At 71.0% G+C, this 16,613-nt stretch carries 13 protein-coding genes; 6 read left to right on the forward strand and 7 right to left on the reverse strand.

Features of this window, described 5'->3' with window-relative positions:
- Positions 1–67: 67 nt before the first annotated feature.
- The 3 genes from AKJ13_RS26435 to AKJ13_RS26445 form a co-directional block, all read right to left on the reverse strand.
- On the reverse strand, positions 68–1,003 hold the full coding sequence (locus AKJ13_RS26435; protein WP_050735997.1) for a Gfo/Idh/MocA family oxidoreductase: 936 nt from the start codon (positions 1,001–1,003) through the stop codon (positions 68–70).
- Between the two features lies 1 nt (position 1,004).
- On the reverse strand, positions 1,005–1,985 hold the full coding sequence (gene araD1 / locus AKJ13_RS26440; protein WP_050735998.1) for an AraD1 family protein: 981 nt from the start codon (positions 1,983–1,985) through the stop codon (positions 1,005–1,007).
- A 66-nt stretch (positions 1,986–2,051) separates the two neighbouring features.
- A complete protein-coding gene (locus tag AKJ13_RS26445; RefSeq protein WP_050735999.1) occupies positions 2,052–3,659 on the reverse strand; it encodes an aldehyde dehydrogenase (NADP(+)) in 1,608 nt (535 codons plus the stop codon).
- A gap of 145 nt (positions 3,660–3,804) precedes the next feature.
- Here AKJ13_RS26445 and AKJ13_RS26450 point away from each other — a divergent pair, with 145 nt between their 5' ends.
- Positions 3,805–4,545, forward strand: a complete 741-nt coding sequence (locus AKJ13_RS26450; protein ID WP_050736000.1) for a FadR/GntR family transcriptional regulator — start codon at positions 3,805–3,807, stop codon at positions 4,543–4,545.
- 33 nt (positions 4,546–4,578) lie between these two features.
- Here AKJ13_RS26450 and AKJ13_RS26455 read toward each other — a convergent pair whose 3' ends face one another.
- Together AKJ13_RS26455 and AKJ13_RS26460 are read right to left on the reverse strand one after the other, a co-directional pair.
- On the reverse strand, positions 4,579–6,378 hold the full coding sequence (locus tag AKJ13_RS26455) for an IlvD/Edd family dehydratase (RefSeq protein WP_050736001.1): 1,800 nt from the start codon (positions 6,376–6,378) through the stop codon (positions 4,579–4,581).
- Complete coding sequence (locus AKJ13_RS26460) at positions 6,375–7,529, reverse strand: aldose epimerase family protein (RefSeq protein ID WP_050736002.1); 1,155 nt, start codon at positions 7,527–7,529, stop codon at positions 6,375–6,377. Before AKJ13_RS26460 ends, AKJ13_RS26455 begins: the two co-directional genes overlap by 4 nt.
- A gap of 159 nt (positions 7,530–7,688) precedes the next feature.
- Here AKJ13_RS26460 and AKJ13_RS26465 point away from each other — a divergent pair, with 159 nt between their 5' ends.
- From AKJ13_RS26465 to AKJ13_RS26485, 5 genes are all read left to right on the forward strand, one after another.
- Positions 7,689–8,999, forward strand: coding sequence for a sugar MFS transporter (locus AKJ13_RS26465; RefSeq protein ID WP_050736003.1), 1,311 nt, complete (start codon positions 7,689–7,691; stop codon positions 8,997–8,999).
- A 122-nt stretch (positions 9,000–9,121) separates the two neighbouring features.
- Entirely contained in the window at positions 9,122–9,985 is an 864-nt protein-coding gene (locus AKJ13_RS26470) for an SMP-30/gluconolactonase/LRE family protein (RefSeq protein WP_050736004.1), read from the forward strand.
- A gap of 492 nt (positions 9,986–10,477) precedes the next feature.
- Positions 10,478–10,702: a hypothetical protein gene (locus tag AKJ13_RS26475; RefSeq protein ID WP_007558018.1), complete on the forward strand. Its 225-nt coding sequence runs from the start codon at positions 10,478–10,480 to the stop codon at positions 10,700–10,702.
- A 152-nt stretch (positions 10,703–10,854) separates the two neighbouring features.
- Positions 10,855–13,731 (forward strand): PAS domain S-box protein, encoded by a 2,877-nt coding sequence (locus AKJ13_RS26480; protein ID WP_244471742.1) that lies wholly within the window; start codon positions 10,855–10,857, stop codon positions 13,729–13,731.
- Positions 13,732–13,737: 6 nt separating this feature from the next.
- Positions 13,738–15,441 (forward strand): HWE histidine kinase domain-containing protein, encoded by a 1,704-nt coding sequence (locus AKJ13_RS26485; RefSeq protein ID WP_050736006.1) that lies wholly within the window; start codon positions 13,738–13,740, stop codon positions 15,439–15,441.
- A 22-nt stretch (positions 15,442–15,463) separates the two neighbouring features.
- On the opposite strand, the gene AKJ13_RS26490 is transcribed toward AKJ13_RS26485, so the two are convergent.
- Positions 15,464–15,853, reverse strand: a complete 390-nt coding sequence (locus AKJ13_RS26490; protein WP_050736007.1) for a phage holin family protein — start codon at positions 15,851–15,853, stop codon at positions 15,464–15,466.
- A gap of 75 nt (positions 15,854–15,928) precedes the next feature.
- Positions 15,929–16,354 carry an RNA polymerase sigma factor region1.1 domain-containing protein gene (locus AKJ13_RS26495; protein ID WP_050736008.1) on the reverse strand — a complete coding sequence of 142 codons (426 nt, stop codon included), beginning with the start codon at positions 16,352–16,354 and terminating at the stop codon, positions 15,929–15,931.
- Positions 16,355–16,613 lie beyond the last annotated feature (259 nt).

Genomic DNA, 16,613 nt, shown 5'->3' on the forward strand with positions numbered 1-16,613 from the left:
CTCCCCCTTAGTAACGCGCGGCCCTGATTGGCTCTGTCGCGTTGGTGTTCCGCCGGGATCCCTCCGGTCAGTCCGTGAAGGCCTCCACGGTGCGGCGCTCGCCGCGCAGGAAGGCGTCGGCGACGTGGATCAGCGGGTTCAGGTCGACGTCGCTCGTGCCGGATCGGACGAGGGCGGCGAAACGGTCGTAGAGGCCGCGATATTCGGCCTCCGGCGGCAGCGGCTGCGGCTTGCCGTCGATGGTGAGGACGCCGCCGCCTTCCGAGAGCATCAGCAGGCCGTCCTCGGTGTCGACGCGGATGTCCCAGGTCTGCGGGCCGGTCTGGCGCCAGTCGAACACCGCCTGGATCGAGGTGCCGGCGGCGTCGGCGAAGCTCAGGTCGGCGGCGATCGGCGCCTGCCGGTTCTCCGGGACCGAGAGGGTCGCGCCGGTGAGGAAGAAGGGCGGCAGGATGTGCGTGGCGATCGACAGGGCGTTGATCCCCGGATCGAACACGCCCATGCCCCCGGCCTGCCAGATCCAGGCCTGATTCGGATGCCAGTGCCGGACATCCTCCATCCAGGCGATCGCCACCGACCGGATCCGGCGGCCCGACAGCCACTGCCGCGCCGGCTCGACGCCGGGGGCGTAGCGGGAGTGCCAGCTGGCGAACAGGCTGACGCCCCGCGCCCGCGCGGCCTGGACCAGGATCCCGACCTCCGCCAGGGTCGCCCCGGGGGGCTTCTCCAGGAAGACGTGCCGCCCGGCCTCGATCGCCTCGAGGGCGGCGGAGAAGCGCACCTGCGGCGGCTGGCACAGGGCGACCGCGTCGAGGTCGGGCTGCCTCGCCAGCATCTCGGTCAGCGTGCGGTAGTTCGGCACCCCCTCGTAACGGCCTTCGCGGCTCGCCACGGCGGTCAGGGTGTAGTCCGGCGAAGCACCGATGACCGGCAGGTGCTGGTCGCGGGCGATCTTGCCGACGCCGACCAGCCCGATGCGGATCGTCCCGTTCGAAGCCGACATCTCAGAGAACCTTCACGGACAGGTCGCGGGCGGGCGCCACCGCCAGGGGATTGCGCAGCGGCAGGGTGAAGGGGGCCGCCTCGATCTCGAACACGTCCCCAGGCCGCGCCGTGATGCCGTCGGTGAACGACAGGGTCGCGGTGCCGAAGAAGTGGACGTGCAGGTCGCCGGGGCGGCGGAACTGGGGGTATTTGAAGTGGTGCCGCTCGAGGTTCTCGATCGTGTGGGACATGTTCGCCTCACCCGAGAGGAACGGCTTCTCCCACAGCACGGCGCCGTCGCGCCGGATGCGGCTGGAGCCGCGCACATCGGCGGGCAGAGCCCCCAGCCACAGTTCCGGGCCGAGCGCTGCCGGACGAAGCTTCGAATGGGCGAGCCACAGGTAATTGCCGCGCTCGGTCACATGGTCCGAGAATTCGTTCGCCAGGGCGAAGCCGAGGCGCACCGGCGTACCGTCCGCGTCGATCAGGTAGATGCCGGCGATCTCGGGCTCCTCGCTGCCGTCGAGGGCGAAGGCGGGCGACAGGAGCGGCTCGCCGGTGCCGACGATCGCGTCGCCGTCGCCCTTGTAGAACCATTCGGGCTGGACCCCGGACTCGCCCGGGGCGGGCTTGCCGCCCTCCACGCCCATCTGGAACATCCGCATGGAATCGGTCGGGGCCTGGTCCGCCGCCGCGGCGCGGTGCATCTTGTCGCGACCCTCGGCGGAGCCGAGATGCGTCAGGCCGGTGCCGCTGAGCAGCAGATGCGCGGGATCCGGATGATCGACCGGCGGCAGCAGCCGCACGGCGTCGAGATCCACGGTGTCACCGAGGCCGAGCCGGGTTGCCGTCTCGGCTAGGCTGTCGCCCGCCGCCAGGGCCCGCCGGGCCAGGTCGAGGACGCTGTCCGCGCCGACCACGACCCGCGCCACGCCGCGCTGCAGGATCGCTACACCCCGCCGCCCGTCGGGCGCGCGGAATTGTAGAAGTGATTGCCCCATCTCGGTTCTCCCAGGGCCGGCCTTCATCGGGCCGGCTCAGATTCAGGTGTGCCGCGCGCCGGCGCGTCAGCGGTCGAAGGCCGGGCTGATGGTGCCGTCGACCCTGCGGGTGAGATGCCAGGGATTGTCCGGGCGCAGGGGCTGCGGCAGCAGCGCGTCGGGCAGGTCCTGGTAGCAGACCGGTCGCAGGAAGCGCTCGATCGCCAGGGTGCCGACCGAGGTGCTGCGCCCGTCGGACGTCGCCGGGAACGGCCCGCCATGGACCATCGCGGGCGCCACCTCCACGCCGGTGGGCCAGCCATTGGCCAGGATCCGGCCGGCCTTGCGGGCCAGCGCCGGGACCAGGCCGGCGGCGATGTGCTCGTCGGCGCGGTCGAGATGCAGCGTCGCGGTGAGCTGGCCCGGGAGCGCCGCGATGATGCGCTTGACCTCGTCGAGATCCGCGGCCGCCACCAGGATCGCGGCGGGGCCGAACATCTCCTCCGTGAGGCTGGCATCCGCCAGGAACCGCGCACCGTCGGTGCGCAGCAGGGCCGCGGGCGCACCGCCCGGGCCGGCCGTCGCCCCGCGCGCCGCCACGGTCACGCCCGGGCGGGCCGCCATCTCGGCGACGCCGCGCTCGAAGCGGGTGCGGATGTCGGCGGTCAGCATCGCGTGCGGCGCGCTCTCGCGGATCGCCGCCGCGGCAGCCTCCGCGAAGGCGTCGAGGTCGGAACCCGCGATACCGATCAGCAGGCCTGGATTGGTGCAGAACTGCCCCGACCCCATCGTCAGGGACTGGACGAAGCCGGTCGCGAGCGCGGCACTCCGCGCCCGCAAGGCGCCGGGCAGCAGCAGGACGGGATTGACCGCGCTCATCTCGGCATAGACCGGGATCGGCTCGGGGCGTCCCGCCGCCACCCGCATCAGGGCGAGGCCGCCCCCGCGCGAGCCGGTGAAGCCCACCGCCTTGATCCGCGCATCGGCGACAAGCGCCGTTCCGAGGACGTTCGACGGACCCGGCAGATAGGAGAACACGCCCGGATGCAGGTCGCTGGCCGCGACGGCCGCCCGGACCGCCCGGGCCACCAGCTCGCCGGTTCCGGGATGGGCCGGGTGGCCCTTGACCACGACCGGGCAGCCGGCGGCCAGCGCCGAGGCGGTGTCACCCCCGGCTACCGAGAAGGCGAGCGGGAAGTTGCTGGCGCCGAACACGGCAACCGGGCCGAGGGCGACGTGGCGCCGACGCAGATCGGGACGCGGCAGAGGCGTGCGCTTGGGCTGCGCCGGATCGATCGTGGCCTGGACCCAGTGGCCCGCGCGGATGACATGCGCGAACAGACGCAGCTGGCCGATGGTGCGGGCGCGCTCCCCCTCGAGCCGGGCCCGCGGCAGCCCGGTCTCGGCCATGGCCCGCGCGATCAGCGATTCGCCGAGATCGCCCACGGCCTGCGCGACGGTCTCCAGGAAGCCGGCGCGCAGCTCGGGAGTCGATTCGGAAAAGCTCGGGAACGCCGCATCCGCAAGCGCGCAGGCGGCCTCGACCTGCTCCGGCCCGGCGGCCGAGAAGGCCGGCTCCAACGCCGCCCCGCTTGCGGGATCGACGGCCCGGAACGTATCGGTCGTGGTCGCCGCCTCGGCGCCGATCAGGATCGCGCCGCGAATCTCCGCGCTCACACTCAGCTCTTTACTCATACAAATAACTTAGAGCAGTTGTGCAGTGGCTGCAAGCGTCTCGGCACTATGATGCCTGCGGGTGTCGGCGCTTGCGCTCCTACAACTTCCAGGTACGATCGCGGCGATCCTGCCCCGTCCTGGCGGCTCGGACTGGAGGTGTCGGGTGAGGGGGGATCCTGGGTACGAGGATATCAAGCTGCCGCTGGCCTCGGGCTCGCGCCGCATTCACGGCTCGGTCGCCCGTGATCTCGGCGTCGCGATCCTGGCCGGCCGGTACGCGCCGGGAGACGTGCTGCCCGGCGAGATTGAATTCTCGGAGCAGTTGAAGGTCTCACGCACCGCCTATCGCGAGGCGGTGCGCATCCTGAGCGCCAAGGGGCTGGTCGAGAGCCGGCCCCGCACGGGGACCCGGGTGACCCAGCGCAGCCGCTGGAACCTGCTCGATCCCGACATCCTCGCCTGGGCCTTCGAGGCGGAGCCCAGCGAAACGTTCATCCGCGACCTGTTCGAACTGCGGATGATCGTCGAGCCGGCGGCGGCGGCCCTGGCGGCCGAGCGGCGCTCGGGGCTCGACATCTCCCGGATGGGGCACGCCCTGGAGGAGATGGGCCGCTACGGCCTCGCCACCGAGATCGGGCGGGCCGCCGACCAGTCGTTCCACAACACGATCCTGGAAGCGGCCCGCAACGGGCCGCTGATGGCCCTGTCGAGTTCCATCGCGGCCGCCGTGACTTGGACGACGATCTTCAAGCAGCGTCGCAGCGCCCTGCCCCGTGACCCGATGCCGGACCACCGGATCCTGTACGAGGCGATCGTGGCCGGGGATCCCGCGGCGGCGCGTGCGGCGATGACCGAGCTCGTCCGCCTGGCACTCGCCGACACCGAGCTCTCGCTGAAGGCGTGAGCCCCGCCGCCGGGATGGCGGCGGGGCTTCTCGTCAGTGGTTGTCCCGCGGGACGCCGTTGGTCTGAGCAATCCGCTGGAAGCGCTCGGCGCCCTCTAGGATCGCGCCGGTGTGCATCTGCCCGACGGTTGCGCGCTGGATCGCCTGCCACGGGGTCTGGGATGCCGGATAGGCGTATCCCCCGGCTTCCTCCAGGGCCTTGCGCCGGCGCTCGATCTCGTCCGCGTCGAGCAGCATGTCGGCGGTGCCGCGCTTCAGGTCGATCCGCACCCGGTCGCCGGTGCGCAGCAGCGCGAGGCCGCCGCCCACCGCCGCCTCGGGCGAGGCGTTGAGGATCGAGGGCGAGGCCGAGGTGCCGGATTGCCGCCCGTCGCCCAGGCAGGGCAGCGCGTGCACGCCTGAGCGGATCAGGTAGGCGGGCGGGCGCATGTTCACCACTTCCGCCGCACCCGGATAGCCGACCGGGCCGGCGCCGCGCATGATCAGGATGCTGTTCTCGTCGACCGCCAGCGCCGGATCGTCGATCCGGTGGTGGTAATCCTCCGGACCGTCGAACACCACGGCCCGGCCCTCGAACGCCTCCGGATCCTCGGGATTCGACAGGTAGCGCTCGCGGAACTCCTCGCCGATCACGCTGGTCTTCATGATCGCCGCGTCGAACAGGTTGCCGCGCAGCACCAGGAAGCCCGCGGCCTCCTTCAGCGGCCGGTCGATCGGCCGGATCACATCCTCGTCCTCGATCACCGCGCCGCGGCAATTGTCCCCGATGGTGCGGCCGTTCACCGTCAGGGCGTTCTCGTGGAGCAGCCCGCGCCGCATCAGCTGCGCGGCCACCGCCGGGAGGCCGCCCGCGCGGTAATAATCCTCGCCGAGATACTCGCCCGCCGGCTGCAGGTTGACCAGGAGCGGCACGTCGAGGCCGTGGGTCTGCCAGTCGGCGATGTCGAGCTCGACCCCCGCGTGGCGGGCGAGCGCGGCCAGGTGGATCGGGGCGTTGGTGGAGCCGCCGATCGCCGAGTTGAGGACGATCGCGTTGAGGAACGCCTCGCGGGTCAGGATGTCGGTCGGCTTGAGGTCCTCAACCACCATCTCGACGATGCGCTTGCCCGTGCGGTAGGCGACTTCCTGCCGGTCGCGGTAGGGCGCCGGGATCGCCGCCGAGCCCGGCAGCATCATGCCGAGCGCCTCGGCGAGCGCGTTCATGGTCGTCGCCGTACCCATCGTGTTGCAGTAGCCGGTGGAGGGGGCGGACGAGGTGACGAGCTTGATGAAGCCCTCGTGGTCGATCTCCCCGGCGGCCAGCATCTGGCGCGCGCGCCACACGATGGTCCCGGAACCGGTGCGCTGGCCCTTGTACCAGCCGTTCAGCATCGGGCCGACCGACAGGGCGATGGCCGGGATGTTCACGGTGGCGGCCGCCATCAGGCAGGCCGGGGTGGTCTTATCGCAACCGGTGGTCAGGACCACGCCGTCGAGGGGGTACCCGTACAGGAGCTCGACCAGGCCGAGATAGGCGAGGTTGCGGTCGAGGCCGGCGGTGGGCCGCTTGCCGGTCTCCTGAATCGGATGGACCGGGAATTCGAGCACGATGCCGCCGGCCTCGCGGATGCCCTCGCGCACGCGCTCCGCCAGGACAAGGTGGTGCCGGTTGCACGGCGACAGGTCGGACCCGGTCTGGGCGATGCCGATGATCGGCCTGCCCGAACGCAGCTCCTCCAGGCTCAGTCCGAAGTTCAGGTAGCGCTCCAAATAGAGCGCCGTCATGTCGATATTGTCGGGGTTGTCGAACCAGGCGCGCGAACGCAGGGGCCGGGTCTTCGGGTGATCGGTCATTTCTCGTGGGTCCGGTGGGCGGAGCTGGTGGAGAAGCGGTAAGTGATGACGTTCCGATAGGTCGCGCCCGGGTCGAGCCGGGCCGAGCCGAAGGCCGGCTGGTTCGGCGTGTCAGGGAACAACTCGGGTTCGAGCGCCAGGGCATCCGATTGCCGGTAAGCGAGACCGGATTTGCCCACCGCTGTCGCGTCGAGGAAGTTGCCCGCGTAGAACTGGACGCCGGGCTGGTTGCTGGCGACCTCGAGGACCCGGCCCGATGCGGGGTCCTCGACCCGGGCCACGAGGTGCGGCTCGGCGGTCGGCTTGTCGGTCACGACCCAGTTGTGATCGTAGCCGCGCCCGCGCACGATCTGGATGTCCCGCCCGTCGCGGATGCGCGACCCGATCACGGTCGGTGTGCGGAAGTCGAACGGCGTGCCCGCCACCGAGACATGCTCGCCCGTGGGGATCAGCGTGGCGTCGACCGGGGTGTAGCGCTCGGCCGGGATGGTCAGGATGTTGTCCAGGATCGATCGCCCCGAACCTTCGCCGGCGAGATTGAAGAAGCTGTGATTGGTCAGGTTGACGATGGTCGGCTTGTCGGTGGTCGCCTGATAGGTGACGGTCAGCGTATTGGCGGCGTCCAGCGCGTAGGTCGCCGTGACCGTGAGCGTACCGGGATACCCCTCCTCGCCGTCGGGGCTGACGTAACGCAGGGTGACCGACGGCGTGGCGCCGCCCTTGACCTCGGTGATGGTCCAGAGCCGCTTGTCGAAGCCGGCGGTGCCGCCGTGCAAGGTGTTGGGACCGTCATTGGTCGCGAGCGCGTAGGTCTGGCCGTCGAGCGTGAAGCGGCCGGCCCGGATCCGGTTCGCGTAGCGGCCGATGCTGGCCCCGAAATAGTTGGGCTTGGCCAGGTAGCTGGCGAGATCCTTGTAGCCGAGGACGATGTCGGCGGGTTTTCCGGCACGGTCCGGGACTTCGAGGGTCCGCAGCAGGGCGCCCCAGGAGATCACCCGGGCGGTGACCCCCTTGCCGTTGGCGAGCGTCACCTCTTCGACCGTGCGCCCGTCCGGCAGGGTGCCGAACACGGTCCGGACCGGTTCGGATGCCTGGGCGACCGCAGGGATCGCCGCGCAGGCGCCCAGCGCGACAGCTCCGACTTCACGCATCCGCTCCCCCCCCCTCAAGACGCTCGCTCCCGCCTGGCCGACCATGCGCCGGCCCTCACGGGTGCCGCGGTTGACGTCCGCAATTCCGCTATATACTCATACAAATGAATTCCACAACAAGGGGCCCGGCAAGGCGGCCTCGATGAGGGGAAACGTTTGATGGCAGGACCGATCGCGAGCATCGGAGCGCCCGCGGCGAGGACCGCGACGCGCGATCAGGGCAGCTACCGCCCCGCCCTCTCGCTGCTCGCAAGCCTCTTCTTCATGTGGGGCTTTATCACGGTCATCAACAACACGCTGCTCCCTCATCTCCGGAGCGTGTTCGATCTCGATTATACGCAGACCACGCTGATCGAGTCGGTGTGGTTCATCGCGTATTTCGTGGCCTCGATCCCGGCGGCGAAGCTGATCGAGCGCATCGGCTATCAGCGCGCGCTGGTGGTGGGCCTTGGCATCATGGCGCTGGGCACGCTCGGCATGGTCCTGGCCTCCCATCAGGTCTCGTACGCGATCACGCTCACCGCCCTGTTCGTGATCGCGAGCGGCATCACCCTGCTTCAGGTCGCCGCCAACCCCTACGTGGCCGTGGTCGGACCGCCGGAGACCGCCCCGGCGCGCCTCAACCTCGTCCAGGCGTTCAACTCGTTCGGCACGACCCTGGCGCCCTTGTTCGGCGGCTACCTGATCCTTGGTCGCTCCGCCTCGGGCAACGTCGCGGCCGGCGCCACCCTCAGCCCGGCCGAGCGGCTCGCCGACGCGCAGTCCGTGCAACTCCCCTACCTGATCGTGGCGGCGATCCTCGTCGTGCTTGCCGTGGTGATCGCCCGCTTCCCGCTGCCCGCCATCGGTGCGGGAGGCGCCACGAAGCGCGCCGCCAAGGCCGAGCGCGCGGGCCTGTCGCTTTGGCGCCACCGCAACCTCGTATTCGGCGTGCCGGCGATCTTCATCTACCTGATCGCCGAGATCGGCGTGTCGAACCTGTTCATCAACTTCGTCTCGCAGCCGGAGATCGGCAACCTCACGCATACGGAGGCGTCGCGCTACCTGTTCCTGCTCTGGGGTGGGATGATGGTCGGCCGCTTCGTCGGCAGCTACCTGATGCAGGGGCGGTCCGCCGAGACCGTCCTGGCCGGCGCCGCCATCGCGGCCTTCACGGTGATGCTGGTGGCGACCTTCGCGACGGGGCCGCTGGCGATGTGGGCGCTGATCTCCGTGGGGCTGTTCCACGCGGTCATGTTCCCGACGATCTTCACCTTAGGGATCCGCGGCCTCGGCCCGCTGACCGAGGAAGGCGCGGGCTTGCTGATCATGGCGATCGCTGGGGGCTCCCTGGTGGTGGTGCAGGGTTGGGCCGCCGACCGGTTCGGCCTGCAGCATTCCTTCCTGATCACCGCCGCCTGCGAGCTCTACGTCCTGTTCTTCGCTTTGTGGGGCAGCCGGCCGGGTCGGGGCGCCTCCGACCGCATGTGATCGGCTGCCATCCGCGATGCGGCGTGAGGCGGCGGGCCGGAGCGGTTCCCGGTCGCGCCGCCATCGGAAGTCGCTCCAAGTCGTTGATGTCAGGCGGCCGGCGCTCGAGAGAAGGCGATCCCATGGAGGCACAGTTTCGCGTCGTCGCCCGCGCCGAGCGCGACCGGCTCGGCGAGGGACCCGTCTGGGTGCCGGACCGGGGGCGGCTGTTCTGGGTCGATATCGAGGCGCCCGCCCTGCGCTGGCTCGACCTCGCGAGCGGCGAGACCGGCACGCGCCCGTTCCCGGAGCCGATCGGCTGGATCATCCCCCGGGCCGGCCGGCGCGACTTCGTGATTGGCCTGAAGAGCGGCTTCGCGGTGTTCGATCTGGAGGCGGACCAGGTCACGCCGATCGGAAATCCCGAGCCGGACTATCCGGACAACCGCCTGAACGACGCCAAGGTCGACTATGCCGGCCGGATCTGGGCGGGGAGCATGCACCAGGCCGAGACCGCGATCTCGGGCGCCCTGCACCGGCTCGATCCCGACCTGACCTGGCAGCGGATGGACGGCGATTACGGCGTCGCCAACGGTCCGACCTTCAGCCACGACGGCCGGATCCTCTATCACAGCGACAGCGCCGCCCGGACTGTCTTCGCCTTCGATCTCGCCGCCGACGGCAGCCTGACGGGCAAGCGCGAATTCCTGCGCTTTCCGGAGGCCTGGGGCTGGCCCGACGGGATGACCACGGATGCCGAGGGCTGCCTCTGGATCGCCCATTGGGGGGCGGGCCGGATCAGCCGGGTCGATCCGGAGGGGCGTCTCGTGCGGGCGATCTCGTTGCCGGCCACCAACATCACGAGCTGCGCCTTCGCGGGGCCCGGGCTCGACCGGCTGTTCGTCACGTCGGCGTCGCGGGGTGTCGAGCACGAGCCGTCCGCGGGGGCGCTGTTCGAACTCGATGTCGGCGTGGCGGGCCTCCCGCCCCGGGCGTTCGGGGGCTGAGGGGCGGGCTTCTCGGCTGATGCGGATCGCGATCGCTAAATTGTGTGGCTTGTGTCCCTCGGATGGGGGATGCGCTCACAGGGCGCGGCGTCTAGCGTCGGGCCTTCTCCGAGACGAGATCACCTTTGACCCGCCCGGCCCTGCCGCGGCGGGTTCTTTGATCGCAGCGTCACGGCCGGATCGGCCGGCGGCCGTGCGGGCTCTCCTTACGGTCGAGCTTTGGCGCAGCGACGCGCACCAACGGCCTGATCGTGAAACGTTTTCGCCAGTTGCGCCGTTGATCGACGCATGGACGACGACACTCCGCTTCGTGCGCATATCCGTGCGGTGCTGCTCAAGCTGGCGCGGGCCTTGGCGGCTCGGGCCGGCCCGCTCTAGGGCGCGTGCGCCCCGGCCCTCCCCTCGCCCGTGCGCCTTCGGGCGACGGCGGCGAGGTCCTGTTAACCTTTCGTCAACCATGGGCCGACACAGTCCCGGGCGGAGGGCTGAGCCATGACTCGACGCCGGGATTTCGATGCGCTGAGCGAGGCGCAGATCGCCGCGAGGCGCACGCAGAAGCGCTGGGTCGAGCCGAAGGCGCAGTTCCGCCCGGCCGCGCCCCAGGCCGTCACCGAGTTGCTCGACACGATCCAGCACGTGGCCGAGGCCGCCACCGGCGAGCGCAGCTTCCTGCATTTGCGCCCCGTGGCCGGGGCCACGCGCAGCCGCGAACATTAAGGCCGCCCGCGAAGCGAGTCCGAGCCCGCGTTCGGGCTGGCGAGCGTCGGCCGGTTCTGCAACAAGGCCGAGATGAGCCGGCGTACAGCCTTCGATTGCATTCTCTCGGTGTCGCGGGCCGTGCCCGGGCGATTCCGCACGGCTCGCAGGCCGTGAGCGGCACCCTGAGCGCTGATGAGGCTGAGGCTCTCCGGCGCCGCAACGGCGCCCTTGAGGACGAAGTCGCCCGCCTGCGCTCCGCGCTCGCTACGGCTCGGGCGGAGGCCGCGACCGAGGCGCCGCCGCGGGACGAGACCGCCTTCGCGCGCGCGTTCTGGCAAGCGCCCGCTCGGATCGACGCGATCCTGCCCGAGCCCGATCCGGCGCGGATCGACGATTCCGAGTTCCGCCGGCTCGCCGACCACCTCCCGATCCTGTGCTGGCTCGCCCGCAGCGACGGCTATCTTTACTGGTACAACAGGCGCTGGCTCGATTACTGCGGGACCACGCAGGCGGCCATGGCCGGATGGGGCTGGCAGAGCGTCCACGACCCGGAGGCGCTGCCGCGAGTGACGGCGGTCTGGGCCGCCTCGATTGCCACCGGCGAGCCGTTCGAGATGGTCTTCCCCCTGCGCGGGGCCGACGGCGTGTTCCGGCCGTTCCTGACGCGGATCGTGCCGCTGCGCGACGCCTCCGGCCAGGTGGTGCGCTGGTTCGGCGTCAACACCGAGATCGGTGCCCAGGTCCGGGCCGAGGCGGCGCTGCGCACCTCCGAGACGCGCCTGCGCCGGGCGCAGGAGGCCGGCGGCGTCGGCGTGTTCTCCATCGATCTGGACCGGAACGTCATCCACGCCACGCCGCATTTCTTCCGCCTGTACGGGCTGGCCGAGCAGGAGACGCTGCCGATCGACGCGGTCGCCCGCCTCGTCATCCCGGAGGATGCCGGCTTCGTCTCCCAGTGGGCGGACCGCGGCGCCGGCCTGACCGATGCCGACGTCGCCTATCGGATCCGGCGGGCGGATGACGGCGCGGAACGCTGGATCGCCCGCCGGGGCGCGATCGAGCGCGACGGCGCGGGGCAACCGGTCCGCTTCGTCGGGGCGGTGCGCGACATCACCGACCACAAATCCGCCGAGCAGCGGGCCGAGGCCAACCAGCGCGAGCTGCGCCTCATCACCGACGCGCTGCCGGTGCTCATCGCCTTCATCGATTGGGACTACATCTACCGCTTCGCCAATGCGGCGTATCAGGACTGGTTCTTCCGTCCGGCCGCGGAGATCGTGGGGCGAGACGTGCGCGTGCTGCTCGGGCCCGCCGCCTTCGAGCTGCGGCGCCCCTATGTCGAGCGCGCCCGCGCTGGCGAGGCCGTCCGGTTCGAGATCCCCTGGCCCCACCAGGATGGGCGCCACCGCGACGCCGAGATCCGCTACCTGCCCCGGCGGAGTCCCGATGGGGCGGTCGACGGCTTCCACGTCTTCGTGCAGGACATCACCGACCGCAAGCGGGTCGAGGCCGCGCTCCTCTCCGAGGTCACCCAGCGGACCCGCGAGCGCGACCGGCTGTGGGAGACGACCAACGACCTGATGGGGACGGCGGGCCTCGACGGCTTCCTCAAGACCGTCAATCCGGCCTGGACGCACATGCTCGGCTGGAGCGAGGCGGAGCTGCTCGACCGGCCGTTCCTGGACATCGTCGATCCGGCGGACCACGTCGAGATGGCCGATGTGGTGGGCCGCCTGTCGGCCGGCGAGACGGTGATGGGCTTCGTCGACCGCGTCCTGACCCGTGCGGGCGAGCGCCGCGTCGTGATGTGGACGGCGGTGCCCGATCCCGGAACCGGGCTGTTCTACATCGTCGGGCGGGATCTCACCGAGCAGCGCCGGGTCGAGGAGCAATTGCTGCAGGCCCAGAAGATGGAGGCGATCGGCCAGCTCACCGGCGGTATCGCGCACGACTTCAACAACCTGCTGACCGGCATCGTCGGCTCCCTCGACCTGATGCAGACCCGCATCCAGCAGGGCCGCACCGACGCGATCGAGCGCTACGCCCGGGCGGCCCTGTCGTCGGCCAACCGTGCCTCGGCCCTGACCCACCGCCTCCTCGCCTTCGCCCGGCGCCAGCCGCTGGAGCCGCAGCCGACCGCCGCCAACCCGCTGATCACCGGCATGGAAGACCTGCTGCGGCGCACGCTGGGCGAACGGATCCATCTCGAGATCGTCACGGCCGGCGGCCTGTGGCTGACCCTGTGCGACCCGCACCAGCTCGAGAACGCCCTGCTCAACCTCGCCATCAACGCCCGGGATGCGATGCCTGAGGGTGGCCGTCTTGTGATCGAGACCGGAAACGCGCAGCTCGACCGGGCCTATACGCGCCAGAACGCGGGGGTGAACGAGGGCGCGTATGTCTGCGTCAGCGTCAGCGATACCGGGACCGGCATGAGCCCCGAGATCGCCGCCAGGGCCTTCGATCCGTTCTTCACCACCAAGCCCCTCGGCCAGGGCACCGGCCTCGGCCTGTCGATGATCTACGGCTTCGCCAAGCAGTCCGACGGACATGTCCGGATCTATTCGGAGCCGGGTTGCGGCACCACGGTCAAGCTCTATCTGCCGCGTTACCACGGTGCCGCGCCGCCCGAGACGGAAGAACCCGGCTTCGTCGAGCTGCACCGGGCCGAGCGTGGCGAGACCGTGCTCGTGGTGGAGGACGATCCGGTGGTGCGCGACCTGATCGTCGAGGTCCTGGGCGACCTCGGATACACCGCGCTCCAGGCTGCGGATGCCGAAGCGGGCCTCGCCCTGCTGCGGGCGCCGGGGCGGATCGACCTGCTGATCAGCGATGTCGGCTTGCCCGGCGGCCTCAACGGCCGGCAGATGGTCGATGCCGCCCGCCCGGACCGGCCGGACCTGAAGGTGCTGTTCATCACCGGCTATGCCGAGAACGCGACCTTCGGCAACGGCCATCTCGAGCCCGGCATGCGCATGATGACCAAGCCGTTCCCGGTCGAGGCCCTGGTCGCCCGGGTGCGCGCCATGATCGCGGGCCTCGACTGACCGCCGATGTCGCTCACCACCCGCATCCTGCTGCTGGTGCTGCTGGCGCTGACCCCGGCGCTGGCGATCCAGGGCTACAATGAGGTCGCCCTGCGCGCGAGCCGCGATGCGGCGGTGCGCGCCGATGCGCTCGCCACCGTCCGCGGCGCCGCGGAGGATTTCGCCCAGCTCTCCGAGCGGATGCGGCAGGCCCTCGATCTCATCTCCGGCGATACCTCCGTCCAGGTGCGCGACCCCGCTGCCTGCACGGCCTACCTGAAGCGGTCCGCCGCCCGGCTTCCGCACGTCATCCTGCTCGCGCTTACGGATCCCGACGGTACCGTAATCTGCGACAGCGCCGGCTCGGTGCCGGGAGCCTATTCGACCGGCGCCCGCGCCTATCACCGCCGCGCCCTGGAGGCGGGCGGCTTCGCGGTCGGCGGTTACGCGCTGGGCACCGTGTCGAAGCTGCCCTCGATCCACTTCGCCCGGGTGGTGGCCCGCCGGGACGAGAGCGACGGCCCCGCCACCGGGGTCCTCCTGGCCGCCGTGGATCTCGACTGGCTGTCCGACCATCTGGAGCAGACCCTGCACCAGGCCGAGACGGCTATCACGGTCACGGACCGCGACGGCCTGATCATCGCGCGTCGCCCGGACGGAGCGGACTGGATCGGCAAGCCGATCCCGCCGGAGCGCGCCGCGCTGCGGACGGCCCGGGACGGCGCGGTGCGCATCGCCGAGGATATCGACGGCCGAACCCGGATCATCGCCACGGCGATGCCGGACGGGGCGCTTGCCGGGGTGCGCCTCATGGTCGGGCGCGACAGCGCGGCGGCCTTCGCCGATATCGATGCCGCCACCCGCCGTGGCCTGGTGCTGATCGCCCTCGGCGCGGTCCTGGCGCTGGCCGCGGCGCTCCTGGCCGGACGGATGTTCATCCGCCGCCCGATCGATCGCCTGCTCCGGGTCGCGGCGGCCTGGCAGGACGGCGATCTCTCCGCCCGCACGGGCCTGCGCGGCATGACGGAGTTCGGCCGCCTCGGGCGCAAGCTCGACACGATGGCGTCCACGCTCCAGCGCAACACCGACGAGCTGCATGCCGAGATCCGCCGCGGCCGCGCCCTGCAGGCGCAGCAGGTCACGATGCTGCACGAGCTGAACCACCGGGTGAAGAACACGCTGGCCACCGTGCAGGCCCTGGCCCGCCAGTCCCGCGGCGCCGAAGGCGTCCTCGAGGCGCGGATCCTGGCCCTGTCGAAGACCCACGACCTTCTGACCCGCGAGGATTGGAGCGGCGCCTCCCTGAGCGAGGTGTTGGAGAGCGAGCTGAGCCCCTACCGCACCGACTGCGACCAGATCGGCCTCGACGGGCCGGACGTCGCGCTATCCCCACGCCATGTCCTGGCTTTGGGCATGACGATCCACGAGCTGACCACGAATGCCGCCAAATACGGCGCGCTCTCGGCACCGGGCGGACGCGTGCGGGTCTCGTGGTCTCTCGTCACGACGGAGGCGGGCATGCCGCGCCTGCGCCTCACCTGGCAGGAGAGCGGCGGCCCGCCGGTCCACCCGCCGGCCCGGGCCGGTTTTGGGACACGCCTCATCTCCGGCGGCGTGCGGCGCGAACTCGACGGGATCGTCGACCTCGTCTTCGAGGCCGAGGGCCTGCGCTGCTATCTCGACGTACCGCTCGCGCCCGGCCTCAGCGCGATCCTCACGCCGACGCAGTAGACGGCCCCGCGCTTCACGGCCGTCAGGCCCGGGGCCGCACGACCTCGCGAGCGTCTTGCTTCACCTGCCGCCAGGTCCGCCACGGCTCGAGGTTCGACAGCGCCATCCGGCGCAGGCCGAACCAGCCGAGCACGAGGGCCACGACCAGGAACGGCGCCGCGACGATCAGCGCCGCCGGAGCCTCGGAGCCGAACGGCACGGCGAGCAGCTTCACCACCGCGTCGAGCCCGAGGAAGAAGGTGACGATCAGCAGCACGGGAATCGTGCCGACGATCGCAATCAGCGACACGATGGCCCGGACGTTGCCGTCGATCTCGGTTCGCGCCAGCGTCAGCAGGGCCCCGAAATGCACCGCGCTCTCGCGCAGGGCCGTGACCAGCAGGCCCAGTGTACCGTCGGCTCGTTGACGCATGGTTCGGGGTCTATCCTCGTGATCCCTCAGGCCGGGGGCCAACGGGGCCGGCCGCGGAAGCGTTCCGGCCGGTTCTCACAGCATCAACAGCACGGCGCCGAGGATGAGCACCGTCGCCAGGCCCGCCAGGACGACGGCGCGGGTGACCGCCCGGTTTCCGTCCGGATCCCCCTCGGGCGGGGCGGCGGGGCCCGGCCCGCGCTCCGCCGCGGCCGCCGGGGCTCCCGTCCCGCCCGTGGGCAGGATCGGCGGCAGCACCCCGGGGCCAGCCTCCGGAAGCGTGAGCGCGCCGGGCAGCGGCCGGTCGATGGGGGGCCCAAAGGCCTCCGGCTCGACGCTAACCCCCGCGGCTTCGAGTTCCAGCATCACCAGCACCAGGGTGTCGACATCCATGTAGTCGACCGGAAGCGCGGCCTGGAGATCGCCCGCCGTGAGTTCCCCGCGCGCCCGACCGAGCGCGATCAGCCGGTCCAACGTCCCGCGATCGATCGTCTGCGCCATCGCCAACCCCCGTCACCGGATCCGTATGGCCGGCGCTGCTCTGCAAGAGAATCCGCGAATGGCGCGGCGGTTTCCAGAGGATAACGGGCCGAGCGGGGGCGGCTCTCAACGCATCGCCGGAGGCCCAAGCCCCGAACCGACGCGGACCGGATCGGCGGCTTCCCCGCCACGGGATGCGAGCCGGCGATCCGACATGCCGTGACGATTCCGCCGTGACCTAACCGGCTGGCTTTGGACCGGGCTGAATGAGCTGCCCGGG

The sequence above is a fragment of the Methylobacterium sp. ARG-1 genome, assembly GCF_001262595.1.
Classification (GTDB): domain Bacteria; phylum Pseudomonadota; class Alphaproteobacteria; order Rhizobiales; family Beijerinckiaceae; genus Methylobacterium; species Methylobacterium brachiatum.

What these genes read in the sequence shown, in the direction of transcription:
- AKJ13_RS26435 (WP_050735997.1), bottom strand. Translation starts at nt 1,003, where the DNA reads ATGTCGGCTTCGAACGGGACGATCCGCATCGGGCTGGTCGGCGTCGGC.
- araD1 (WP_050735998.1), bottom strand. Translation starts at nt 1,985, where the DNA reads ATGGGGCAATCACTTCTACAATTCCGCGCGCCCGACGGGCGGCGGGGT.
- AKJ13_RS26445 (WP_050735999.1), bottom strand. Translation starts at nt 3,659, where the DNA reads ATGAGTAAAGAGCTGAGTGTGAGCGCGGAGATTCGCGGCGCGATCCTG.
- AKJ13_RS26455 (WP_050736001.1), bottom strand. Translation starts at nt 6,378, where the DNA reads ATGACCGATCACCCGAAGACCCGGCCCCTGCGTTCGCGCGCCTGGTTC.
- AKJ13_RS26460 (WP_050736002.1), bottom strand. Translation starts at nt 7,529, where the DNA reads ATGCGTGAAGTCGGAGCTGTCGCGCTGGGCGCCTGCGCGGCGATCCCT.
- AKJ13_RS26465 (WP_050736003.1), top strand. Translation starts at nt 7,689, where the DNA reads ATGGCAGGACCGATCGCGAGCATCGGAGCGCCCGCGGCGAGGACCGCG.
- AKJ13_RS26470 (WP_050736004.1), top strand. Translation starts at nt 9,122, where the DNA reads ATGGAGGCACAGTTTCGCGTCGTCGCCCGCGCCGAGCGCGACCGGCTC.
- AKJ13_RS26475 (WP_007558018.1), top strand. Translation starts at nt 10,478, where the DNA reads ATGACTCGACGCCGGGATTTCGATGCGCTGAGCGAGGCGCAGATCGCC.
- AKJ13_RS26485 (WP_050736006.1), top strand. Translation starts at nt 13,738, where the DNA reads ATGTCGCTCACCACCCGCATCCTGCTGCTGGTGCTGCTGGCGCTGACC.
- AKJ13_RS26490 (WP_050736007.1), bottom strand. Translation starts at nt 15,853, where the DNA reads ATGCGTCAACGAGCCGACGGTACACTGGGCCTGCTGGTCACGGCCCTG.
- AKJ13_RS26495 (WP_050736008.1), bottom strand. Translation starts at nt 16,354, where the DNA reads ATGGCGCAGACGATCGATCGCGGGACGTTGGACCGGCTGATCGCGCTC.